General features: G+C 34.5%; 26 protein-coding genes and 1 tRNA gene. 17 read left to right on the top strand and 10 right to left on the bottom strand.

The features are described 5' to 3' along the window. Positions 1 to 91: 91 nt before the first annotated feature. The 3 genes from ACN0QX_RS08465 to ACN0QX_RS08455 form a co-directional block, all read right to left on the bottom strand. A complete protein-coding gene (locus ACN0QX_RS08465; RefSeq protein WP_417196324.1) occupies positions 92 to 442 on the bottom strand; it encodes a phage holin family protein in 351 nt (116 codons plus the stop codon). A gap of 5 nt (positions 443 to 447) precedes the next feature. After that, complete coding sequence (locus ACN0QX_RS08460) at positions 448 to 777, bottom strand: YtxH domain-containing protein (protein WP_248400592.1); 330 nt, start codon at positions 775 to 777, stop codon at positions 448 to 450. Between the two features lie 236 nt (positions 778 to 1013). Further along, positions 1014 to 1442 (bottom strand): FKBP-type peptidyl-prolyl cis-trans isomerase, encoded by a 429-nt coding sequence (locus ACN0QX_RS08455; protein WP_248400593.1) that lies wholly within the window; start codon positions 1440 to 1442, stop codon positions 1014 to 1016. 239 nt (positions 1443 to 1681) lie between these two features. On the opposite strand from ACN0QX_RS08455, the gene ACN0QX_RS08450 reads away from it, so the two are divergent. Beyond that, the gene (locus ACN0QX_RS08450) at positions 1682 to 2794 is read left to right on the top strand and encodes a BamA/TamA family outer membrane protein (RefSeq protein WP_417196321.1); all 1113 of its coding nucleotides are present in this window, start codon (positions 1682 to 1684) and stop codon (positions 2792 to 2794) included. Between the two features lie 264 nt (positions 2795 to 3058). Here the strand turns inward: ACN0QX_RS08450 and ACN0QX_RS08445 are convergent. Then, positions 3059 to 3136 (bottom strand) — tRNA-Pro (locus ACN0QX_RS08445). A gap of 119 nt (positions 3137 to 3255) precedes the next feature. Here ACN0QX_RS08445 and ACN0QX_RS08440 point away from each other — a divergent pair. The 9 genes from ACN0QX_RS08440 to ACN0QX_RS08400 all read left to right on the top strand — a co-directional run bounded on the left by ACN0QX_RS08440 (position 3256) and on the right by ACN0QX_RS08400 (position 12150). Continuing rightward, positions 3256 to 4365, top strand: coding sequence for a PQQ-dependent sugar dehydrogenase (locus tag ACN0QX_RS08440; protein WP_417196319.1), 1110 nt, complete (start codon positions 3256 to 3258; stop codon positions 4363 to 4365). Between the two features lie 90 nt (positions 4366 to 4455). Beyond that, on the top strand, positions 4456 to 5064 hold the full coding sequence (gene udk, locus ACN0QX_RS08435) for a uridine kinase (RefSeq protein WP_248395011.1): 609 nt from the start codon (positions 4456 to 4458) through the stop codon (positions 5062 to 5064). Beyond that, a complete protein-coding gene (locus ACN0QX_RS08430) occupies positions 5064 to 5390 on the top strand; it encodes an FtsB family cell division protein (RefSeq protein WP_248395012.1) in 327 nt (108 codons plus the stop codon). The genes udk and ACN0QX_RS08430 overlap by 1 nt, the downstream gene beginning before the upstream one ends. Beyond that, positions 5383 to 6753 (top strand): methylmalonyl-CoA mutase subunit beta, encoded by a 1371-nt coding sequence (locus tag ACN0QX_RS08425; RefSeq protein ID WP_417196317.1) that lies wholly within the window; start codon positions 5383 to 5385, stop codon positions 6751 to 6753. The genes ACN0QX_RS08430 and ACN0QX_RS08425 overlap by 8 nt, the downstream gene beginning before the upstream one ends. Positions 6754 to 6814: 61 nt before the next feature. Beyond that, positions 6815 to 8938: a methylmalonyl-CoA mutase gene (gene scpA / locus ACN0QX_RS08420; protein ID WP_417196315.1), complete on the top strand. Its 2124-nt coding sequence runs from the start codon at positions 6815 to 6817 to the stop codon at positions 8936 to 8938. Positions 8939 to 9049: 111 nt separating this feature from the next. Next, the gene (locus ACN0QX_RS08415) at positions 9050 to 9484 is read left to right on the top strand and encodes an RrF2 family transcriptional regulator (RefSeq protein ID WP_248395015.1); all 435 of its coding nucleotides are present in this window, start codon (positions 9050 to 9052) and stop codon (positions 9482 to 9484) included. Between the two features lie 75 nt (positions 9485 to 9559). Then, on the top strand, positions 9560 to 10297 hold the full coding sequence (gene ric / locus ACN0QX_RS08410; protein ID WP_417196313.1) for an iron-sulfur cluster repair di-iron protein: 738 nt from the start codon (positions 9560 to 9562) through the stop codon (positions 10295 to 10297). 208 nt (positions 10298 to 10505) lie between these two features. After that, positions 10506 to 11708: a hypothetical protein gene (locus ACN0QX_RS08405; protein ID WP_417196311.1), complete on the top strand. Its 1203-nt coding sequence runs from the start codon at positions 10506 to 10508 to the stop codon at positions 11706 to 11708. Continuing rightward, entirely contained in the window at positions 11689 to 12150 is a 462-nt protein-coding gene (locus tag ACN0QX_RS08400) for a hemerythrin domain-containing protein (protein WP_417196309.1), read from the top strand. The genes ACN0QX_RS08405 and ACN0QX_RS08400 overlap by 20 nt, the downstream gene beginning before the upstream one ends. A 40-nt stretch (positions 12151 to 12190) precedes the next feature. Here ACN0QX_RS08400 and ACN0QX_RS08395 read toward each other — a convergent pair whose 3' ends face one another. From ACN0QX_RS08395 to nirK, 4 genes are read right to left on the bottom strand one after another with little or no spacing between them, the layout of a single operon-like run. Further along, entirely contained in the window at positions 12191 to 13456 is a 1266-nt protein-coding gene (locus tag ACN0QX_RS08395; protein WP_417196307.1) for an alginate export family protein, read from the bottom strand. Between the two features lie 52 nt (positions 13457 to 13508). Continuing rightward, entirely contained in the window at positions 13509 to 14225 is a 717-nt protein-coding gene (locus ACN0QX_RS08390; RefSeq protein WP_417196305.1) for an SCO family protein, read from the bottom strand. A 1-nt stretch (position 14226) separates the two neighbouring features. Next, a complete protein-coding gene (locus ACN0QX_RS08385) occupies positions 14227 to 15003 on the bottom strand; it encodes a formylglycine-generating enzyme family protein (RefSeq protein WP_248395021.1) in 777 nt (258 codons plus the stop codon). A gap of 8 nt (positions 15004 to 15011) precedes the next feature. Continuing rightward, positions 15012 to 16394, bottom strand: coding sequence for a copper-containing nitrite reductase (nirK, locus tag ACN0QX_RS08380; protein WP_371922434.1), 1383 nt, complete (start codon positions 16392 to 16394; stop codon positions 15012 to 15014). Between the two features lie 344 nt (positions 16395 to 16738). On the opposite strand from nirK, the gene ACN0QX_RS08375 reads away from it, so the two are divergent. From ACN0QX_RS08375 to ACN0QX_RS08345, 7 genes are all read left to right on the top strand, one after another. Continuing rightward, complete coding sequence (locus ACN0QX_RS08375) at positions 16739 to 17503, top strand: ParA family protein (RefSeq protein ID WP_248395023.1); 765 nt, start codon at positions 16739 to 16741, stop codon at positions 17501 to 17503. Positions 17504 to 17506: 3 nt separating this feature from the next. After that, positions 17507 to 18409 carry a ParB/RepB/Spo0J family partition protein gene (locus ACN0QX_RS08370; protein ID WP_248395024.1) on the top strand — a complete coding sequence of 301 codons (903 nt, stop codon included), beginning with the start codon at positions 17507 to 17509 and terminating at the stop codon, positions 18407 to 18409. Beyond that, positions 18399 to 19001: a DUF5683 domain-containing protein gene (locus ACN0QX_RS08365; RefSeq protein ID WP_417196302.1), complete on the top strand. Its 603-nt coding sequence runs from the start codon at positions 18399 to 18401 to the stop codon at positions 18999 to 19001. Before ACN0QX_RS08370 ends, ACN0QX_RS08365 begins: the two co-directional genes overlap by 11 nt. A 2-nt stretch (positions 19002 to 19003) precedes the next feature. Next, on the top strand, positions 19004 to 19705 hold the full coding sequence (gene dapB, locus ACN0QX_RS08360) for a 4-hydroxy-tetrahydrodipicolinate reductase (protein WP_417196300.1): 702 nt from the start codon (positions 19004 to 19006) through the stop codon (positions 19703 to 19705). Between the two features lie 63 nt (positions 19706 to 19768). Next, positions 19769 to 21364, top strand: a complete 1596-nt coding sequence (lepB, locus tag ACN0QX_RS08355; protein ID WP_248395027.1) for a signal peptidase I — start codon at positions 19769 to 19771, stop codon at positions 21362 to 21364. A 62-nt stretch (positions 21365 to 21426) separates the two neighbouring features. Then, on the top strand, positions 21427 to 22047 hold the full coding sequence (locus ACN0QX_RS08350) for a WbqC family protein (RefSeq protein ID WP_417196297.1): 621 nt from the start codon (positions 21427 to 21429) through the stop codon (positions 22045 to 22047). Then, positions 22047 to 22355: a DUF6122 family protein gene (locus ACN0QX_RS08345; RefSeq protein ID WP_248395029.1), complete on the top strand. Its 309-nt coding sequence runs from the start codon at positions 22047 to 22049 to the stop codon at positions 22353 to 22355. The genes ACN0QX_RS08350 and ACN0QX_RS08345 overlap by 1 nt, the downstream gene beginning before the upstream one ends. On the opposite strand, the gene ACN0QX_RS08340 is transcribed toward ACN0QX_RS08345, so the two are convergent. Then, positions 22347 to 23369 carry an endonuclease/exonuclease/phosphatase family protein gene (locus ACN0QX_RS08340; protein ID WP_248395030.1) on the bottom strand — a complete coding sequence of 341 codons (1023 nt, stop codon included), beginning with the start codon at positions 23367 to 23369 and terminating at the stop codon, positions 22347 to 22349. The genes ACN0QX_RS08345 and ACN0QX_RS08340 overlap by 9 nt on opposite strands. Before the next feature lie 82 nt (positions 23370 to 23451). After that, the gene (locus ACN0QX_RS08335) at positions 23452 to 24336 is read right to left on the bottom strand and encodes a rhomboid family protein (protein ID WP_248395031.1); all 885 of its coding nucleotides are present in this window, start codon (positions 24334 to 24336) and stop codon (positions 23452 to 23454) included.

Here is a 24336-nt window from a genome sequence, read left to right as displayed (position 1 = left end):
GTTTCATTTCCTCTAAAGCTATTTTACGCTCTAAATTTAAGCGCTTCAAGTCAGACTCTATATCTGTAAAAGATTCGTAGTTTTTCATAATTTATGAATCAAAAAATTTAGTAGAAAGGCTTTTAATAATAACTTTATTAATGGCTGCTCTTTTTAAATAAGTTATTCCTGATACAAGTAAAAAAACACCAGCAACTATTAAATAACCAAGTGCTAAATCTCCCAACCATTCGCCCATAGCTAAAGCTAATGCAAAAGCAATAAATAGTAGCCCTATGGCAAGTAATCCTCCAATAACTAATGCTTTAGCAACCAAGCTTATGGATACTGTTAACTGTTGAAATATCTTGAGCTTAAAATACTCTTGCGATTTTTCAACATACGTTTCTCCAGCATCGGTCATTTTGCCAGTCGTTTCACTTAAAGATTCGAAAATATTCATTTAAATTATGATTTTTGGAACTTCTTATTTTTAGCTTTCAAGTCACTTAATTTCTTCTCCAAACTTGTGATAACGTCTTCCGTTTTATGACTCACATTACTTACTATAGATTCCAATTGCTGATCAAAATCTTCTTTCCTATGCGTGACTGTATGGGCTACTTTGTCTCGTAAATCATGCGCTGTTTCACTCATTTTATCACGAGCATGTCCTGCTTCATCTGCAATTCGCTGTCTCGTATTTGAACCTTTGTCTGGAGCAAAGAGAATTCCTAATGTTACGCCAATGGCTGTGCCTGCTAAAATTCCTAATAATGTACTACTTTCTTTTCCCATGATATTTGATGTTTATTTTAAATTATAATTCAGTATAAATCTTAATAAAAATATTAAAGATCTTACAACTCTAATTTAGTGAATTTTCAGCATATATGACGACATAGTCTATAAATTTATTATGTGGTAATATAGATTATCATAATAACGAAATTAATATGGATCATTTTACAGTTAAAATGCAAAAAGCTTGAGTGAACCTCAAGCTTTTTTATAATGGAATATTTAAAATATGTTTATTTGATAGCCACTAACTCTAATTCGAAAGTTAAATCTTGACCAGCTAATGGATGGTTTCCATCAACAATAATATGATCATCATTTACAGCAGCAACACGAAATTGGTGCTCTGTTCCATCAGGGTTTTTAGACGCAAGTCCCATTCCCACTTCCGGCTTAATGTCTTGAGGTAACTGATCTTTTTTCACTTCATGAAATAGTTCTTTCTGAACGTCTCCGTATGCTTCAGTTTTTTCTATTACGACTGTTTTTTTATCGTTTACTTTCATATCTAAAACTGCCTTTTCAAAACCAGGAATTAGCATACCTTGACCAAGTGTGAATTCTAACGGCTCTCTATCTGCAGAGCTATCAAAAACTTGACCACTACTTAATTTTCCTGTGTAATGAACTTGTACAGTATCATTTTCTTTTACATGACTCATAAAAATTGTATTTAATTTAAATTTAAATTCGTGCAAAACTAACAATTATTAGTCGGAATACCATAGCTGCTCAATGTCTTATCAAAATATTAACGTTTATTTTAACCGAAACAAAGGATAAACCATAATTTCTTGATTTACCTATTAAAAAAAAATCTTAAATTGTTTCATTTAATTCAATTATCCATTGGCGTTCATTTCTTCGCATTAAAAACTCAAAAAACATATTACTCACCTTATTGGCTGTTCTCATGTTTGCTTGTGTGTTTTCGCAAACAAAAAAAAAGAGTACGCTTCGAGATTCATTAGACAACAAAATTGATTTCAGCGATTTTCTTTTAAATACGAAAGGTTTAATTCCTTTAATTCAACCCATAACCGAACCAGCTTTAGGCAATATTGGCGGTGTTATTTCTCCCATTTTTATTAGTCCCAATAAAAATAAAATAGAAGGTGAATACACGCCTCCTAATATTACATCCGTTTTTGGTGGCTTTACGGCCAATGATACCTGGATGGTAGGTGCTATCAGAATGGCTTCACTCCCTAAATATGGCTTGAAATATCAGGTCATGATGGCCTTTTCATACGTAAATATGGATTTCTATAGAACCATTCCTATAATTGGTGAAAAACAATTTGCATTTAATTTTAAGGCATTACCTATATTTTTTTCCCTCTTAAAGGAAATTAATAATACCGGTCTATTTGTTGGAATAGAATACCTATACTTAAAAAATGAAGTAACACCTAAATTTGATTTTATAACCTTACCTGATTTTCTTGATGAAAAATCCCTGAAAACTAATTTGAGCAGTCCAGGGATTGTTTTAGAATTTGATAACCGTGATAATATTTTTACACCAGACAATGGCTTTTTAATTAACGCTACCTATCATTTTAATGCAGATTGGACAGGAAGTGATTATAACTTTGGTAATTTAGAACTGTCTGCGCAGTACTATCACCAATTTATTCCCGAATTGGTTAGTGGACTTCGTTGGGCGTCTGAATTTCAGTTTAACGAGTCGCCGTTTTATGTGGAGCCTTCCATAAATTTACGAGGGGTTCCTAAAATGCGTTATCAAGGTCGATCTACACATCTCATTGAAACCGAACAGCGCTTTGATTTCACCAAACGATGGAGTTTAGTTGGTTTCGGGGGATTAGCAAAAGCAGTAAAAGAAAATGAATCCTTTGTGGACTCTGAATTAGTTTATAATTACGGTACTGGATTTCGATATTTAATTGCGCGTAAATTTAAAATTCGGATGGGAATAGATGTTGCATGGTCCAATAACGACTTTGGGTATTATATAATATTTGGAAGTTCTTGGAATAACAGAAAGTAATTATTGGGATGGAGATTCATGCCAGCAATACTTTTTTTTCAAATAAATAAGACTACAGACAGCACTGTCGTTCGTCTAAAAATAAAAATGAAAAAATATAGTATCCATTAGCTGCGCAGACCCTGAAGTGGGTTCGTTGCTCAATTAAGCTCAAACTGCTGGCGCAGTTAACGACTTTTTTTATGCCATGACTTTCAATCCTCTAACAACGACGACGTAAAGGCATAAAAAAAGCCTAAAATCCATTCAGATTTTAGGCTTTATTGGTCGGGGTGGCAGGATTCGAACCTGCGACCTCCGCGTCCCAAACGCGGCGCGATAACCGGGCTACGCTACACCCCGAATTGGCTATCTTTCTCAGTTTTAAAATAAACATTCTAAAACCGAGGTGCAAATATATAGCTTTTCTTTAGAATCATGCAACAAAAAAATTTTAAATTTATAGTTAAATTATATATATCATGAAATCACGTTTTTACATATTAGCATTAATTCTTTCTATGAGCATTTTGGCGTGTGCTCAAGATAAAAACCCAACAAATATCCATCATTCGCATGAAATGGTTGTTCCTGATTTAAAAAACCCATGGGGCTTTGTGTTTCTGCCTGATAACGCCATGCTGATTACAGAAAAATCGGGAGCACTTATTCATTTCAAAAATGGTAAGAAAACACGCATTACAGGACTTCCTGAAATACATGTTTATGGACAAGGTGGTTTAATGGATATTGCACTTCATCCTGATTATAAGTTTAACGGATGGATATATTTCTCCTATGCTTCTTCAGATGGTAATGGTCAAGGAGGACATACCGCAATTGCGCGTGCAAAACTGAGCAATAACGCATTAGTTAATTTTCAAGTGCTATACAAGGCAACCCCTAATACAAAAGCAGGTCAGCACTTCGGTTCACGAATTGTAATAGATAACAACAACTTTTTATTTTTCTCCATTGGCGATCGTGGTAATCGGGATGTCAATCCACAGGACTTAACTAAAGATGGCGGGAAAATCTATCGCTTACATGACGATGGCTCTATTCCAACAACCAACCCTTTTGTAACCACACCAAATGCCAAAAAAGCTATTTATTCATATGGTCATCGTAATCCGCAAGGCATGGCCATTCATCCTAAAACAAAATCTATTTGGATTCATGAACATGGTCCAAAAGGTGGCGATGAAATTAATATTGTACAAGCTGGCAATAATTATGGTTGGCCAAAAGTTACGTATGGCGTAAATTATTCTGGAACAGAAATTACAAATAAAACAACCTTACCAGGTATGACGGAACCTATCCATTATTGGGATCCTTCCATTGCACCAAGCGGCATGGCATTTATTACTAGTTCTATATATCCAGATTGGAAAGGGAATCTTGTGGTAGGTTCATTAAAGTTTCAATACCTAGATTTGTGCTATCTTGAAGGCAAAAAAGTTATAAAAGAAGAACGCTTGTTAGATGGTTTAGGCCGGGTTAGATCCGTTGTACAAGGTCCAGATGGCTATATTTATGTTGGAATTGAAAATCTTGGAATTGTAAAAATTCTACCTAAAAAAGCGTAAATCAAACATCAATAGCGAAGTTTAAATAAATGAACCAATAAATTCCATCCTAAATAACTAAATTTGTAACCATAACTAAAAAAATAATTCATGCTTATTATTGGTATTGCTGGTGGTACTGGCTGTGGTAAAACAACCGTTGTAAATCAGATTCTTGATCAACTTCCAGAAGGTGAAGTTGGTGTAATTTCTCAAGATTCTTATTATAAAGACACGACACATTTATCCTATGACGAACGTGTAAAAATAAATTTTGACCATCCGCGCTCCATCGATTTTGAATTATTAGAATCGCATTTAAAAGAACTAAAGAAAGGAAATGATATTCATCAACCTGTTTATTCGTTCATAAAACACAATCGCACAGGTGATATAATTCTTACACACCCAAGAAAAGTTATGATTGTTGAAGGTATTTTAATACTTACAAATCCAGAATTACGAGATATGTTCGATATTAAAATATTTGTTCATGCCGATAGTGACGAACGCCTAATTCGCCGATTAAAACGTGACATTTCAGAACGTGGTCGCGATTTAGATGAAGTTTTAAGCCGTTATCAAAACACGCTTAAACCCATGCATCAACAATTTATTGAACCCATGAAGGAGTATGCTGATATTATTATTCCAAACAATAAATACAACACTGTTGCTGTGGATATTGTTAAAACTATTATCAATCAACGTTTAGTATAATGGCCAAGCTAAATAGCAAATATTTAAAACCTTTTAAAAATATTTTCATCGTAATAGTTGTGGTATTTGCTGTATGGATGATGTTCTTTGATGCCAATTCCTATTTAATTCACAGAGAATTAAATACGGAAATTGAAGAACTTGAAACTGAAAAAGAGTACTACAATAAGGAAATTGAAAAGGATAAAAAAGCCATTAAAGAATTGAGTAGCGAATTAGGTGTTGAAAAATTAGCGCGCGAAAAATACTATATGAAGAAAGCTAATGAAGAAATCTTTATAATTGAATATGAAGATAGTATTCCAAAAGAAAATAAAAATGACTAAACCTTTATTTAGCCTGTTTCCAGAAGTATCTTCCAAAGAGTGGAAACAAAAAATTCAATCGGATTTAAAAGGTGCCGATTATAACGAAACACTTATGTGGCAATCCAATGAAGGTATTAATGTGAAACCATTTTACCATCATGATATGTTAGAAAATGTTTCAACCAAAGCCATTCCAAATACGCCCTGGAATATTTGTCAGACCATTTTTGTCCAACATATTGACGTAGCCAACGGTATTGCTATTTCTGCTTTAAAAAATGGCGCTGAAAGCATTAAATTCATTATTCCCAATGATAGCGTTTCTGTAGATGATCTTCTAAAAGATATTGACTTAAAAAAAACGACAATCTATTTTGAGGTCCAATTTTTATCAGAATCTTTTGCTAAAAAAATCACCAATTTAGGTGGTAATAATCAAATCATCATCCAAACAGATATTATTGGAAATCTAGCACGAACAGGCAATTGGTTTTCTAATTTAAGTGCAGATCATGACGCTTTTACGAACATCGCAAAACTTTCAAACACGGCCACTATTGACACTAGTTTGTATCAAAATGCTGGTGCTAATATGGTCCAACAATTAGCCTATGCTTTGGCACATACCAATGAATATTTTAATTATTTAAATGAGCAGCTTTCAGCATCAGAAAAACAAACATTTAAAACAGTTTTTCAAATAGCTATTGGCTCCAATTACTTTTTTGAAATAGCCAAAATTCGTGCCTTACGCGTTTTATATCAGGCATTGGCAGCAGATTATGGATTTAATACAACCTGTCATATTTTTGCGGTTCCAACCAAACGTAACAAAACCATTTACGATTATAATACCAATATGCTTCGTACAACCACGGAATGTATGAGTGCTATTTTAGGAGGTGCCAATACCATTTATAATATGCCTTATGATGCTATTTATCATAAGAATAATGAATTTGGAGATCGGATTGCACGGAATCAACTTTTAATATTAAAGCATGAAAGTTATTTTGATCAAGTTAAAAATCCTGCCGAAGGTTCCTATTATATGGAGACGTTAACAGATCAGTTAGCTGAAAAAGGATTGGAACTTTTTAAAGATATTGAAACTAACGGTGGTTTTTTAAAACAGTTAAAAGACGGCATTATTCAACGTAAAATAAAAGAAAGTGCCAACAAAGAACAAGCGCAATTTGATGCTGGAAAAATAACCTTACTTGGAACAAATAAACATCCAAATAAAGCTGATAAAATGGCCGATGAATTGGAGTTGTTTCCTTTTGTTAAAACCCAAGCAAGAAAAACCCTTATTGCTCCTATAATTGAACGACGATTAGCCGAAAATATGGAACAAGACCGTTTGCAAACGGAACAATAACTCATTCCTATAAAAGGCAAATTTGTACAGTGATAACGCATCAGTTAAATAACCCATTATTATGAGTCGGAAACACATTCAACATATTCAATTAAAATCAACAGAATCTCAAGCAAGAAATGAAGCGTTTGACACCTTTAATTCTGCTGAAGATATTGCTATAAAATCTGTTTATTCCAAAGCGGATGTAGCTAATTTAGAGCATCTCAATTTTGCTGCAGGTATTACACCAAATCTTCGAGGTCCTTATAGCACGATGTATGTTAGAAGGCCTTGGACTATCAGGCAATATGCAGGTTTTTCAACAGCGGAAGATAGTAATGCGTTTTACAGACGAAATCTAGCTGCCGGACAGAAAGGCTTATCGGTTGCATTCGATTTAGCAACACATCGTGGTTATGACTCGGATCATAATCGTGTGGTTGGCGATGTTGGTAAAGCTGGTGTAGCCATTGATTCCGTAGAGGATATGAAAATTCTTTTCGATGACATTCCTTTAGATAAAATGAGTGTTTCCATGACCATGAATGGCGCTGTTTTACCAATAATGGCTTTTTATATTGTAGCGGCTGAAGAACAAGGTGTAAAACCCGAGCTTTTAGCAGGAACAATTCAAAATGATATTTTAAAGGAATTTATGGTGCGTAATACCTATATTTATCCGCCAACACCTTCCATGAAAATCATTTCAGATATTTTTGAATATACCAGTAAAAACATGCCGAAGTTTAACAGCATCAGTATTTCGGGTTATCATATGCAAGAGGCTGGTGCCACATGCGATATTGAATTGGCTTACACCCTAGCCGACGGATTGGAATACGTTAAAAAAGGCATAGCCGCAGGTATGGATATTGATACGTTTGCGCCTCGTTTATCATTTTTCTGGGCCATTGGCATGAACCATTTTATGGAAATCGCAAAAATGCGTGCCGCTCGAATGCTTTGGGCGAAACTGATAAAACCATTCAATCCTAAAAATGAAAAATCACTTGCGTTACGAACCCATTGTCAGACTTCCGGTTGGAGTTTAACAGAACAAGATCCTTTTAATAATGTTGCGCGAACGACCATTGAAGCGGCAGCAGCTGCTTTTGGAGGCACACAAAGTTTACATACAAACGCTTTAGATGAAGCTATTGCCTTGCCAACTGATTTTTCTGCACGAATTGCCAGAAACACACAAATTTATTTACAAGAAGAAACACAAATAACGAAAACAGTTGACCCATGGGCTGGGAGTTATTATGTAGAAAAATTAACTCATGATATTGCCGAAAAAGCTTGGAAACTTATTGAAGAAGTTGAAGAATTAGGCGGTATGACCAAGGCCATTGAAGCTGGAATACCTAAACTTCGTATAGAAGAAGCTGCGGCTAGAAAACAGGCACGAATAGATTCCAATCAAGATATTATTGTAGGTGTTAATCAGTATAGGTTAGCTGAAGAGGCACCTATTACCACGCTGGAAGTAGACAATCAAACGGTTAGAACATCACAAATTGAACGTTTAAATAAAATTAAGGCAACCAGAGATGCTAGTAAAGTGAAACAAGCATTAGCCAATTTAACGACCGCGGCAAAATCAAATCAAGATAATTTATTAGCTTTAGCCGTTGAAGCGGCTCGTGAACGTGCCACACTAGGAGAAATTAGTGATGCATTAGAAGTTGCCTTCGGACGATATAAAGCACAAATTAAATCCTTTTCTGGCGTGTATAGTAAAGAAATTAAAGATGACGAATCTTTCAAAAAAGCCAAAGCATTGGCAGATGCCTTTGCTGAACAAGATGGCAGACGTCCGCGAATTATGATTGCCAAAATGGGTCAAGATGGTCATGATCGTGGCGCAAAAGTAGTTGCCACAGGTTATGCGGATGTTGGTTTTGACGTGGATATTGGCCCACTTTTTCAAACACCTCAAGAAGCAGCCAAACAGGCTGTTGAAAATGATGTACACGTATTAGGCGTGTCATCTTTAGCTGCTGGTCATAAAACTTTGGTGCCTCAAGTTATTGATGCACTTAAAGCCTACGGCCGCGAAGACATTATGGTTATTGTTGGTGGTGTCATTCCCAAACAAGATTATCAATATTTATTTGATGCTGGTGCGGTTGCCGTTTTTGGTCCCGGAACAAAAATTAGTGACGCAGCAATACAAATTTTGGACATATTGATTGATTAATTAATGACTACAAACTTATACTGATATTCAATTTAGAAAATATAAATTTTAATTCGGATAAATTTGTCTGAATTAAAAATATGTTTTATATTTGTCCCATAAAATAAAACTATGTTTTCTAAAGCTTGTGAATACGGCATCAAAGCCTCCATATTTATTGCTTTAAACTCCCACCAAGAACAACGGGTAAGTTTAAAAGCGATTGCTAAAGAAATTGCTTCACCCGAAGCATTTACAGCAAAAATTTTACAAGATTTAGCTAGACATAACATCATTAACTCCGTAAAAGGTGCTCATGGTGGTTTTGAAATTGTAAAATCGCAAATTTCGAGTATTAAATTAGAAGAAATTGTACGTGCCATTGATGGCGATACAATATATAACGGTTGCGGTTTAGGCCTGCACACTTGCGATGAAAGTCATCCCTGTCCTGTACATGATAAATTTAAAGATATCCGAAATGATTTGAAAGTCATGCTAGAAACAACAAATTTGGAAGAATTAGCTTTAGGCGTCAAGTCTGGTGCTTCCTTTTTAAAAATTTAGACACCATAAATAAGTACGAGTAAAAAAAATTTAATTATAAATAGGATATATTTATCCGAAATAAAGTAAAGCATTATGGAAACATTACATAAAAACATGAGCAAACCAATTGGCGAATTTGTAGCCGATGATTTTAGAACAGCTGCCGTATTTAGTAACTACGGGATAGATTTTTGCTGCAAAGGACACAGAACTGTTGAGGAAGTTTGTAATAAAAATGGCGTAAATCCAGATGAACTTTTAAGTAAACTGGATGCTATTTTAGAATCCAAAGGTAATAACGCCATTGATTACAAATCCTGGCCTTTAGATTTACTTGCAGATTATATTGAAAAAACACATCATAGATATGTGGAAGAAAAAATTCCCGTATTGCGCCAGTTTTTAGATAAATTATGTAAAGTGCATGGTGGTAATCATCCGGAATTGTTTAAAATTAATGAACTCTTTACTGGTTGTGCTGGCAAACTAGCTGCACACATGAAAAAAGAAGAGTTAATACTTTTTCCATTCATTAAAAAAATGGTGAAAGCAACTTTAGACGGTCAAGCAATAGAAGCGCCGCACTTTGGAACTGTGGAAAATCCAATTGCTATGATGATGGAAGAACATGAAAACGAAGGCGAACGCTTTAGAAAAATTGCGCTTATCACTAACAATTATACACCACCTGCAGATGCTTGTAACACCTATAAAGTTACCTATGCTATGCTGGACGAATTTGAGAAAGACTTACACCTACACATACATTTAGAAAATAACATTTTATTCCCTGAAGCCGCCAAATTAGAGCAGCGCTTTTTCCAAGAGTAAATTAATAGCAATTGTTATTTTCAATAACTGGAAGTTAATATCTTTTTAACTTCCAGTTTACTAAAAAGTTTAGTAATTAATAGTTTGTTTACTGATACACTTCTCTTGTCTATTTTATAAATAAGTATTTTTTTAGAGGGAATATTTATTGTAAGTTATGGTTTCAACAAGAGAAGTGTTTTTTTTATTTATTCTAACGTCTTAATGCATGCCAAAAAATCTGGTTATCACCTGTCTATTTAATTTTTTAATAGCAGCACTTATGGGTTTGATGTTGCGTTATTTTTACGTGAATCCCATAGCAATCAATTATAGATTTCTTACGCATGCCCACTCTCATGTTGCCATGTTAGGTTGGGCTTATTTAGTGCTTTATTGCTTTTTCGTGCACTATTTTGTGCCAGAACAAAAATCCGTTTATTCTAAACTTTTTTGGTTAACCCAAATTACGGTAATTGGTATGATGATCAGTTTTCCCATTCAAGGTTACGCTGCCATTTCTATAAGCTTTTCAACTCTACATATTTTTTGTAGCTATTACTTTGTGTATCGGATTTGGAACGATTTACAAATAAAAAATAGCCTAGTAAAACAATTAGTTAAGGCTTCCTTACTTTTTATGGTTATTTCAACCATTGGCGTTTGGTGTTTAGGTCCAGCTGTGGGTTTATTGGGACAAGCATCAGCCTTTTATCAAATAGCTATTCAGTTCTTTTTAAACTTTCAATTTAATGGTTGGTTTCTATTAGCTGTTTTGGCTATTGCCTGTCATCAGTTAAAAATTCAACCATCAGAAAGCGCCAAAGTATTTTTTAAATACCTTGTTTTAGCTACCATTTTAACCTTTGCCTTACCTATACAATGGTTTGCCAGTCACCCACTACTCTACTGGGTTAATGGGTTAGGCATCCTTTTACAACTAGTTTCTCTCTACTATTTCATAAAAATTATAAAACATAAATTTCAAACGTTTAAGGCCGAAACATCTATGCTAGTCATACGTATGTATCAGTTTTCTTTAGGTTGTTTTATCATTAAAAACAGCTTACAAACCCTGTCTATAATACCGCAGTTTTCTTCTGAATTATTTGAACATCACAATTTTATTATTGGCTATATTCACCTAACCATGCTTGGTGTTATTAGCGGTTTTTTATTTGCATTTTTATTACAATCTAAAACTATCTTGCCAAGTCGTTTTATTTCCGTTGGCTTATCCTTATTTTTACTGGGCTTTATTTTAACGGAAGCTATTTTATTTATTCAAGGCGCTTTCTACTTTTTAGGAATTGGACTTTTGCCAAACTATTACAGCATTTTATTTGTAGTAAGTATCCTTTTACCTGTTAGTATTACGCTTATTCTAATTAGTTATCTTAAACAAAAATCTTATGGAACCCAAACCACTTAAACGTCATAAAGCATTACAACCATTAAGTCGTGAGCATCATCACGGTTTATTACTATCCTGGAAAATCAGGTCAGGTTTCAGCAAAAACGTGTCTGTAGAACGCATGAAAACATATGCGGATTGGTTTTTTGAAAATCATTTAATACCACATTTTGAATTAGAAGAAGCTGAAATTTTTTCCATTCTAGATTCTCAAAACGAGTTGGTAAAAAAAGCACTGGCAGATCATAGACGATTAAAACGCTTATTTGCGGAAGATTCCAGTTTAGAAAAATCGTTGAGTAAAATTGAAGAAGAATTAGAGCAACACATTCGTTTTGAAGAGCGTATCTTATTCCCCGAAATACAAAAGGTTGCAACCGAAGAACAACTGCAGCATATAGCAAAAATCCACCAGCCAGAATCTTTTGAAGATAACATAACTGATGAATTTTGGAAATAAACGAATAGGCAACAAAAACTAGGTTCCGAACATAGTGCAGCTATTCGTTACTCTTAAAACTTGTTTTAAATAAACTAGGTTTTATGGTAATCATAGCCCAAGCCCAGTTAGTTGTAGCATTGGCATTTCCGCCTTTTAAAACGGCCATGGTTTCTGTTGCAAACATTTGCGAATATCCTGCTTGAAAACTCACATCTTTAGTCCATTTATAGGTTAATGCTAAATCTATTTCTGTTCCTAAATAAGCATCCATATCTTCGTTTAATGAATTGGTTACGGTTGCCGCAGACGAAAACATGTGCGGAATAACAGAAACGGAAAACTTGTTTTTAGTATAGGTTATATTGGCGTAAACATCAACCAATCCCACCGAGTTGATGTGATTTCCTACGTAAAAATAATCCATCCATCCATTAAATTTATGATTTGTTCCATACCAAGGATTAAAGGAATTAATATCAGAATTTGTAGCATCCATATCGGTTCCTGAAAGATATTCTACACCTAACCCCGGTTTTAAACCGTTTTTAAAAGTATAAGATCCATTAAAGGATAGATTATAAGCTTGAACCGGTTGGTCAGCAATTTTTCCGGTCTGAAAATATAGGGATGCTTCCGCGTTAAATGGACTTTTAGCTAGTTTAGCATACGCACCAAATGTTTGGTTGTAATCTACTTCTTCCTGCCCATTTTTTATGAAAGCCAATCCATTATTAAGTGCTAAAAAACTTAAATTAACAGGTGATAACTGTGTATGATACCAAATATATTGTAAAGATTTGTAATTGTTTAAGGCGTAATTGGTTTCAAAAAGACTTTCAGAACTAGCATTTAGTGCTAAACCCAATTCAAAATGAATATTGGTATTAGGTTTATAAATAGCTAATAAAGCATCATGACTTCTTGCTTGTTGTGCCCAACCTACGGCTCCAAAAATCCGTTGATCGTCATAAGAAATTTCTTGACGCCCAAGTTTTAATGAAAATTCAGGCGTAAACAGTAATTCTGCCCAAGCTTCATGAATGCTTGTTCCATTATTATCTGCCGTATTCAAGGTAGGAACATCGCCCCAAACACGAACATCTTGAATGCTTAAATACATATTAATTTTTTCACTTCCATATCCCAAATTTAATCGGGTACGTTGGGATACGAATGAAGCAGCATCTAATGAATCTACTGTCAACGTTTTATATCCATTACGATATTCAAAGCGTGGTCTCAATTCTGCCGAAATCTCAAAATTTTGGGCAAAAAGGGGCTGGCTCATAACTCCGAGGAGCATGATAATTAATAGTTTTCTCATAAGATTATCATTTTACTATGCATGCCAGTTTGCATGCATGAAGACCTTTATATTAGGATGTTAATTCTAAAATAGTTGCTATAGTTTCTTTATTGTCCACGCCTAAACCTTCTTGCTGATGCATTAATTCGCCTTGCGCATTAAATACCGAAATGATATTGGAGTGCGAAAAATCTATAGGTGAAATTTCTTTATACTTTACAGATAATACATTAGCAAATTCTCTTACACCACTTTCTGAACCTTGTAAAAATGTCCAATGTTCATCATCCATAGCATTTTCTATTGCAAAATCTTTTAAACGCTCTGGTGTATCTACTGTAGGGTCTATACTGACCAATATAAACTGAAGATCGTTTAAACTTTCTTTCGGGATTTGCGCTTCAATATTTCGCATATCTGCTACAAGTCTTGGACAAGCCGCTTTACAGGATGTGTAAATCATGACCATGACCAAGGTTTTTCCTTTTAAATCTTCAAGCTGAATTTCGGTACCTTCTTCCGTGTTCCATTTACTGGTCAGGTTAAAAATTGATTCATCAGAAATCTCTCCAAATGCTTCCGTTTTTGAAACTTTTTCTTCAACTAATTGTAAGTCCATTTTACAAATAGGACAACCCACGTTTTTTTCATAAGTTTTATCTCCTTCACATTGCATCGGACATTGATAAACCCCAGAAAGTTGATCTGTATTTTTCTTATCAGAATTACAACTTTGAAATGCTACAACCGTTAGCAAAACAACAACTATATATTTTAGTGTTTTCATTTTATTTTAATTTTTCAACATCTTTTACACAACGAAAACCTAGGTTTTTCATGGAATTCTTTGCTTGTAAGCTTCCGCGAATAGCATAACGCATAAAAGCGGCATAATTCATTAAATCCGTTGCATTTATGGAAGCACTACCGCAAAACAAATTGCTATCGGTGTCTGTATCTTTTCTAGATTCTCCGGTAATTAATACCGAATTAAAATCTAGCGTCCACTCCCAAACCAAACCATGTAAATCATAAACGCCCCAAACATTTTTTGGACTTTCTCCAATAATATACTCCTTACGAGGTTCTTCATACCAAGCTAAAATCCGTGCATTATATTCGGGTTTAACGCGGGCGTCTTTGGTGGTTTCGTCTGCCATAGCAGCATATTCCCATTCATCTACAGTTGGTAATCGTTTGTCTTGACATTCGCAATAGGCTTTCGCGGCGAACCACGATACATTGGTAATTGGGCTGTTGGGATTAACAAAATCATTCATTTTTAAATCTGACTCCCAATTAGACAAGTAGCTTTTATCTGCAAATAAGCCTTTTACTTGCGACTTTCGCCATTTTGGATTCTCTTTTAAAAACGTTTCATAGTCTTTAATACTAACAGGATACATGTCCATTTTGAAATCTTTGACAGCAACAACTGTTGAGTCACGACCATACAACGGTAAATAGCGGCTTCCTTCTATAAGAACCATATCTTTAGCTTGTCCAAACATAATAGATTGAAACACTAAACACATTAAAAACAAGCTAAAGACTCTGGTTTTCATATTTTAAATTATTTATTTTTTACTTTATTAACCATTTCTGTTGTAACAACTTGTTTGTTGTTCCCCCAGCTATTATAAACATAAGTTAAGACATTAGCAACCTCTTCTGAAGAAATCATCTGTCTCGTCATAACACTATTATAAGTGTTTCCGTTAACAGTTATCTCTCCACTTAAGCCATTAACTACAGCACTAATTGCACGATTTACATCAGCATTTAAGTAATCTGATTTTGCCAATGGCGGAAAAGCATTAGGAATACCTTGACCTTCGCCTTGGTGACAAGCAAAACATGTTTGCATGTATACTTGTTTACCAAATTCCATTTGCTCCTCAAATGATTTTGCTGGAATTTCAGATTCTACAATTTCATCGGTTGTAGGCATACTTTGAATTCCAGGACCCTCTGGATGGTAAATACCTTCATATGTTTCGCCAGAATAGATTTTCTCATTTTCTTCACCTTCAACATTTAGAATTCCTAAAGCGCCTTTATTAAAAGCTCTAAAAATAGAGTGATCTACTAAAACAAGTGATCCAGGAACATCCACACGGAACTCAACAATAGCAGCTCCACCAGCAGGAATAAGCGTGGTTTGTATGTTTTCATTAATCAAGTCGCCTCCTTCTACATATACTTTGTCAAATATCTCGCCAATAACATGGAAGGATGATACTAGGTTTGGTCCACCATTACCAACATAAAGTCTTACAGTTTCCCCTACTTGAGCTGTAATGGCATTATCGCCAGTTAAACCATCAACACTACCGTTAAACACAACATAATCGGCATTTTCATCAACCGCTTTTTGCATATCGAAAGGTTGCAATCCTCGTTCACCATTTTTTCCTTTAGTATAGAAATCACCTTGCATGATATAATACTCTTTATCAACTGGTGGCAAACCGCCTTCAGGCTCAACCAAAATTAAACCATACATACCATTTGCAATGTGCATACCAACGGGTGCTGTTGCACAATGATAAACAAACAGTCCTGGATTTAACGTTTTAAAAGAAAACGTTTTTTCAAATCCTGGTGCCACGAATGAAGACTCTGCGCCTCCGCCTGGTCCAGTAACGGCATGTAAATCGATGTTATGCGGTAATTTGTTGTCTGGGTGATTCGATAAGGTAAATTCCACTTCATCACCTACTCGTGTTCTAATAAAACTACCTGGCACAGAGCCTCCAAAAGTCCAATAGTTATATCTTACACCATCAGTCATTTCGCCTTCTTGCTCAAGAATTTCCATATTCACTTTAAGCTTTTTCGCTTTTCTTCGCCCAATAGGTGTTGGAACGTGAGGTGGCGCCGTTAATTCTGCCATCATTTCTTGATTAACTGGAATATCTTCAGCATTTTCATAGCTTGCTTGTTTTTCTTCCATACAACCTGTAAAAAATACAGCCAAAGCAAACAATACCATCATTGGGTAAACGGGTTTCATAAATTTCTTTGTTTTCATAATTTTAAATATTGATTAGTGTTTAAAAATTAATTCGGATGTTTTTATCCTAATTAAAGAACAAATGTAATCATCATATCAAGTTTGTTTTATGATATTTGTCAGTTTCCTTAATTTTAAGTTAAAAATATTAAAAAAACAAGCTAAACCAATTAAAACCAGTCCTATTAAAAAAAAGGTCACCTGTTTAAACGTTTGTTAACAACTTCCATTTTCTAAACCCACAAATAATTGTATTTTTACGCGTAATTAAACCAAATCAATTAATGGGTAAAATAATAGCTATAGCTAATCAAAAAGGTGGTGTTGGTAAAACAACAACCTCTATTAATTTAGCTGCTTCCCTAGGCGTACTTGAAAAAAAAGTACTCCTTATAGATGCTGATCCACAAGCTAACGCAACGTCTGGATTGGGTATTGATGTTGAAACTGTCGAGACTGGAACCTACCAACTTCTTGAGCATTCTAATAGTGCTAGAGAAGCCATTGTCAAAACCGATACGCCGAACCTGGATATTATTCCAGCACATATAGATCTCGTTGCTATTGAAATTGAACTAGTAGATAAGGACGAACGTGAATATATGCTTAAAAAAGCATTAGGAGACATTGTTGATGACTACGACTTTATATTAATAGATTGCGCACCATCTTTAGGCCTTCTAACTTTAAATGCTTTAACAGCGGCGCACGCCGTAATTATTCCTATTCAATGTGAATATTTTGCCTTAGAAGGACTTGGTAAACTATTGAATACAATTAAAAGTGTGCAAAAAATTCATAATCCTGAATTGGATATTGAAGGTTTACTGTTAACAATGTATGATTCACGCCTGCGCTTATCAAACCAAGTGGTTGAAGAAGTTCAAAAACATTTTAATGACATGGTGTTCCAAACCATTATTCAACGAAATGTCCGTTTAAGTGAAGCACCAAGTTATGGTGAAAGCATTATAAACTATGATGCGGCAAGTAAAGGTGCCACAAATTACTTAAGTTTGGCAAAAGAAATTATTAATAAAAACTCCTAAAACATGGCGAAGGCAACGAAAAAACAGGCTTTAGGTAGAGGATTATCGGCATTGCTAAAAGATCCTTCAAACGATATAAAAACAAGTCAGGATAAAAATGCAGACCAAGTTATTGGCAATATTGTAGAATTAGATATTGACGCAATTGATATTAACCCATTTCAACCACGTACTAATTTTAACGAAGAAACCCTGCGTGAATTAGCCTCCTCTATTAAAGAGTTAGGCGTTATTCAACCTATTACGGTTAGAAAATTAGACTTTAATACCTTTCAATTGGTATCAGGTGAGCGTCGTTTTAGAGCTTCTAAATTAATAGGTTTGGAAACCATTCCAGCCTATATTAGAATTGCAAATGATCAAGAATCGCTTGAAATGGCTTTGGTTGAAAACATTCAACGTCAAGATTTAGATCCTATTGAAATTGCTTTATCCTACCAACGATTAATTGACGAAATTAATTTAACACAAGAGCAAATGAGTGATCGTGTTGGTAAAAAACGATCCACTATTGCTAACTATTTACGTCTATTAAAATTAGATCCTATTATCCAGACAGGTATGCGAGATGGTTTTATCTCCATGGGTCATGGTCGTGCCATTATTACCATTGAGGATCAAAGCCTCCAATTGGATATTTATGAGAAGATAATTACCAATAAATTATCTGTTCGAGATACGGAAACATTAGTCCGTGATTTTCAATCAGATAAAACGTTAAAAACACCAAAAGAACCGGAAGAACTTCCTAAATTTGTAAAAAAGGGTATTAAAGATTTTTCTGAATACTTTGGTCATAAAATCAACGTTAAAGTATCAAAAAATGGAAAAGGTAATATTTCAATTCCTTTTCATTCAGAAGAAGACTTTAATCGTATTTTAAAATTGGTAAAACGTGCTGAATAAATATGCCATAGTGCTTATTATTATCTTGGCTTTTTGTAGTAATACGTGGGCTCAAGAAGATAAAAACTCTGAAGACAAGGAAGAAGTCCAAACAGAAACACTAGAAGAACTACAAGTTGAAGCAAATAATATTGTTTCAGATCCTATTGATCCGTTAGCACCTGCGCGTGCCGCTTTTTATTCTGCTGTATTACCAGGATTAGGCCAAGCCTACAATAAAAAATATTGGAAAATCCCTATTGTTTATGCAGGATTAGGAATTGGTATGTATTTTTATTTAGACAATAATAAAGAATACAAACGCTATAGAGATGCCTATAAAAGACGATTGGCAGGTTTTACGGACGATGAATTTTACGGAACCATTAATGATGATGGCTTGCGTGAAGCACAAAAAACACTGAGCAGGAACCGAGAAATTTCGCTTTTGGTTACCATTGCTATTTACGCCTTAAATATTATTGATGCCAATGTGGATGCGCATCTACTGCAGTACAATGTGGATGATAATCTGTCCCTAGCACCTCATTATAAAATTAATGAGTTTGATAATACAGGAGATTTAGGTATTACAGTTAATTTTAAATTTTAAGCATGAAAATTGCACTTTTAGGATATGGTAAAATGGGTAAAACCATTGAAAAAATAGCAATTCAACGTGGCCATACTATTGTTATAAAAACAAACGATGAAGATGGCTACGATATCACCCAAGCAGATGTTGCTATCGATTTTAGTGTTCCCAATGCTGCTTTTTTTAATATCATAAAATGTTTTAAGCATGGTGTCCCGGTTATTTCTGGAACTACCGGTTGGTTGGACAATTTCAAGAAAGCCAAAGCACTTTGCGAAGAAGAAAATGGCGCTTTTATTTATGCATCAAATTTCAGTTTGGGTGTTAATATCTTTTTTGAACTGAATACGCAACTTGCCAAAATGATGTCCAAAATTGAGTCTTACAAAGTTTCTTTAGAAGAAATTCATCATACTCAAAAACTGGATGCGCCAAGTGGAACGGCTATTACATTAGCAGAATCTATTATTTCTGAACACGATTTGTATTCAGATTGGAGCCTGCTTTCAAAAAAAGAAAATACCATACCCATTTCAGCTAAACGCCTTGATGATGTTTCTGGAACCCATGCCGTTTCCTATACCAGCAATACAGATACCATTACTATTGAACATGAAGCGCATAGCCGCGAAGGGTTTGCACTAGGCGCTGTTATTGCCGCTGAATGGCTACAAGATAAAACAGGTGTTTACACCATGAAAGATGTGTTAAACATAGGTTAAAACAAACAATTCAGGTAACGAAATATGAAGGTTGCCTACCAATAACAACAAAAGTAAAAATATATGACACTCATTCAATTGTTCATAGTTATCCTAATTATTCAAATTATTCACGGATTAGGCACTTGGAAATTATATATAAAAGCTGGTAGACAAGCTTGGGAGGCTTTCGTTCCTGTGTACAACGCGGTTATTTTAATGAAGATAATTAACCGTCCATGGTATTGGACAATCCTGCTCTTTTTACCGATTGTAAATCTCATCATGTTTCCAGTTGTATGGGTTGAAACCGCTAGAAGTTTTGGGAAAAATTCCGCGACAGATACCGTTTTGGCGCTATTCACTTTAGGTTTTTATAATTACTATTTAAACTATGCTGTAGATGTGCAACATGTAAAAGATAGAAGTTTACATCCCCGAACGCCTCTTGGAGATTGGGTAAGTTCTATTCTGTTTGCAATTGTAGCTGCAACCGTAGTGCACACCTATATTATTCAACCGTATACCATTCCAACGTCTTCTTTAGAAAAATCATTACTAGTTGGCGATTTCCTTTTTGTTAGTAAATTTCATTACGGCGCGCGCGTTCCCATGTCTACTGTTGCTGCGCCAATGGTTCATGATACCATTCCGTTTATTAATAAAAAATCATATTTATATGATGACAATGTAGAAAACAGAAACACCTCATTCATAAACAAATTATCACTACCTTATTTACGAATTCCAGGTTTTCAAAATATAAAACATAATGATATTGTTGTTTTCAACTGGCCAGTAGATACGTTGTACAATATGTATAAATCGGCTGATAGAAATTATTACAAACCAATTGATAAGAAAACGAATTACGTAAAACGTGCCGTTGGTATCCCTGGAGATTCTTTAGAAATTCGCAATGGTTATGTATATATTAATGGCAAACAAAATGCTTTGCCAGACAGAGCTAAATTGCAATTTTCTTATAAAGTAGAAACAAAAAATGGGCCTTTCAATAATTATATATTGTCTAGCCGCTATAATATAACCGATTTCCCGCAGTATAACCAAGACTACTCCGTGAGTTACTTCCCCGGAATTTCAGATGAAAATTTAGCGAAATTTAAAAACCATCCAAACGTGAAGAGTGTTGAACCTCTTAAGCGTGAGGAAGGTGAGCGTGAATTAAGTGTTTTCCCGCATGACGCTAATTACAATTGGAATAACGATTGGTTTGGACCGCTTTATATTCCTGAAGCTGGAGCAACAATTGACTTAAATTTAGAAGTTTTACCACTTTACAAACGTGCCATTACAGAATATGAAAATAACACTTTACAAGTAAAAGGCAATCAGATTTTTATTAATGGTGAAGTGGCCAATAGCTATACATTTCAAAAAGATTATTATTGGCTCATGGGAGACAACCGCCATAACTCGTTAGACGCACGTTCTTGGGGATTTGTGCCTTTCGATCATGTGGTTGGAAAACCGGTATTTATATGGATGAGTTATAATAGCAATGGTCAAGGCATTAAAGAAAAAATTCGTTGGGAGCGTTTATTTACAACCGTAAATGGTAGTGGCGAACCAGTTTCATATTTCATTCCGTTTTTAGTCCTATTAGCCGCATGGTTTGGGTTTAGTAAATGGCGTAAACATAAGAAAGCTAATAGTTAGTTGTAAAACGTAAAGTTGTGCAACGCATTATGTAATCAACTTTGCAACAAGCATCTAAACCCATGAATATTCTTATACATCCAACGTATTTTCCAAGCATCGCGCATTTTGTCGCTATAAGTCAGGCGGAAACCGTCACCTTTGAAATGGCTGATAATTTCCAAAAACAGACCTATAGAAATAGAGCCTATATTTATGGTGCTAATGGTAAATTATTGTTGAATATTCCAGTAATACACAGCCAAAAAGACCGGCAGCAGTATGTGGATGTCCAGACTTTTAATGACGAAAATTGGCAACGCAACCATTGGAAATCTTTAGAATCTGCTTATAAAACATCGCCTTTTTTCGAATTTTATGAAGATGAATTAAAGCCCTTATTTGAAGAACCCGTTTCTAATTTGCTCGAATTTAACCGACGCTGTTTTCAAACCATTTGCGATTGCTTACAATTAGAAATTGAAACTCAACAAACAACTACATTTGAAAAGAAACCTGCTCAATTTACCGATTTACGGCATCTAGTAAAGGCCAAAGGTGAACAAGCACCTAATTTTGAATCCTATACCCAAGTTTTTGATGATAAACATGGCTTCATTAACAATTTAAGTATCTTAGATTTAATATGTAATGAAGGACCGAATGCTTTAAATTACCTAGAATCTCAAAAACCATTCTGGTAATGCTACAAAATCTCGTTCACTACAATCTGCACTTTTTACTGCCTTTACTAGTTGCATTCGTCTTTTACAGAACCTATTGGTTAAAGGCATATCTTATTATGGTAGCAACTATGATTATTGATTTAGATCACCTATTAGCAACGCCTATTTTTGATCCCAATAGATGTAGTATTAATTTTCATCCATTGCATACCTATTGGGCAATTGGCCTGTATGTGCTTTTGTTAATTCCGAAAAAAACCAGATTAGTTGGTATTGGATTGGTAATTCATATTATAGCAGATTCAGCAGACTGCGCCTTAATGTAATTTCAAGGTGGCCATTATAGGATAATGATCTGAATATTTGTTATCTATGGTTTTAAAATCCGTGATTTCAAAAGAAGGATCACTGAAAATAAAATCGATGCGGATGGGAAAAAACTTGAAGTCGTATGTTCTACCAAAACCATTTCCTGCTTGCTTAAACGTATCGTTTAAATCGCCTTTCAACTCCTTATAAACGTATGAAAACGCGGTATTATTAAAATCGCCAGAAATAATAACCTTATAAGGACACGACGCTTTATGCTCTAAAAACAATTCGGTTTGGAGTTGTTGCATTTCAAACGTTTGTTCTATTCGTTTTAATAAGCGTTCAGAATCTTCCTGTTTCAGCTTATCCATATTAGCATCAATTTTTAAGGATTGTAAATGGACATTATAAATACGAATGGTATCATCGGCCTTTACTATATCCGCAAAAATGGCGTTGTTTGATGTCTCGGGAAATTCCACAGATCCTGAATTAATAATGGGGTATTGTGATAAAATAACCTGACCATATTTAGTTTTATTCCCTGATAATTTCTCGAATTTATATTTAAAAGTTGATAAATCAATATCAGGATGTGGATGATATTCTTGAATCGTCAGTACATCTGGTGCTTTCTGTTTGATTAAATCGACCATTTTCACAGCTATGCCTTTTTCAGGAATCCAATCGTACAAGTTAAATAAGCGCACGTTATAATTCATGACTTTAAGTTGGTGGTCATGAATTTTATCATCTTCGGAAGAAAACTTATATAAAGACCCAAAACTAAAATAGCCGATCACTAACACAACAGCAGATAATATTAACTGTTTTTTGAGTTTGATTAACCAATATAAAAAGAACACCACGTTTATAAGAATCAAGAAAGGCACGCCTAAACTCAATACAGAAAGTAATGCAAACGTTTTAGGTGGTACAAACGGCAATAAATACGATAACAGCAAAACAAAGGCTAACAGACCATTTAAGAGGTATATAAATTTATCTATTAACGTTAAGTTTTTCATATAATTTGAATGAAAACGGCAAGCCGAAATCCAATAACAATACTACAAGCTGCTATAACTTATATTTACTACAAATAGTATATTATTTTCCAGCTTTAAACAAAAACTCTTTTTCGGCTTTTGTTAAACTATCATAACCACTTTTACTAATTTTATCTAGAATGACATCTATTTTTTTCTGTTTATTAAACTGATCGAATTCCTCCTTTGAAAAACCCGCAACTTTACCAGACTTCTTTTTATAAACGGTTTTTAAGGGTGATTTTTTCGATTTTGAAAATAGGCTCATAAACTGATCCATATATTTCTCGAACCCCTTCCCAATATCTTGACCTTTAACTAATTGTTTCGCATAAAAATAACCTAAAATAGCGCCACCTAAATGTGCTAAATTACCACCAGCATTGCCAGAAACAGGATCATTTATGCCGGCAATGATGCCCAAAACATCAAAAGCAACAATGGCTGCACCAATATACCACAGCTTTAAATTAAAGGTGAAAAAACGCACCTCCATACTGGGCATATAAGCACATAAAAAAATCAATAATGCACGAACAGCTGCCGATGCGCCCACCAATCTAGTTGGCGATTGAAACAAACTCGGGAACAGGTTATAACCTAATAAAAATAAAAGTCCTCCTGAAATAGCACCTAAAAAATACACATTTAGTCCCATTTTTTTTGAGAACATATTATTAAACATGCCACCAATAAAATAAAGCCAAATCATATTAAAAAAGAAATGCCAAAAATCATAATGCACAAACGCATAAGTAATAACGCTCCATGGTTGAATTATAAACTCGCTAAATACACTCGGTAATTCAAACCACTGTAAATCGAATTTGAAAAGTAGCGTTACTAATAATCCGATTATAAAAACAGCAAAATTACCAACTATCAGCTTTTCAAAAACATTGAGATGCTGCAATTTTGTGCGGATATCTTGATTTAAGTTTGTCAT

Source organism: Bizionia sp. (assembly GCF_048259285.1).
Taxonomy (GTDB): domain Bacteria; phylum Bacteroidota; class Bacteroidia; order Flavobacteriales; family Flavobacteriaceae; genus Algorimicrobium; species Algorimicrobium hallyeonense.
Note: the sequence above shows the minus strand (reverse complement) of the source record. Positions and strands in the feature narration are given on the sequence as shown.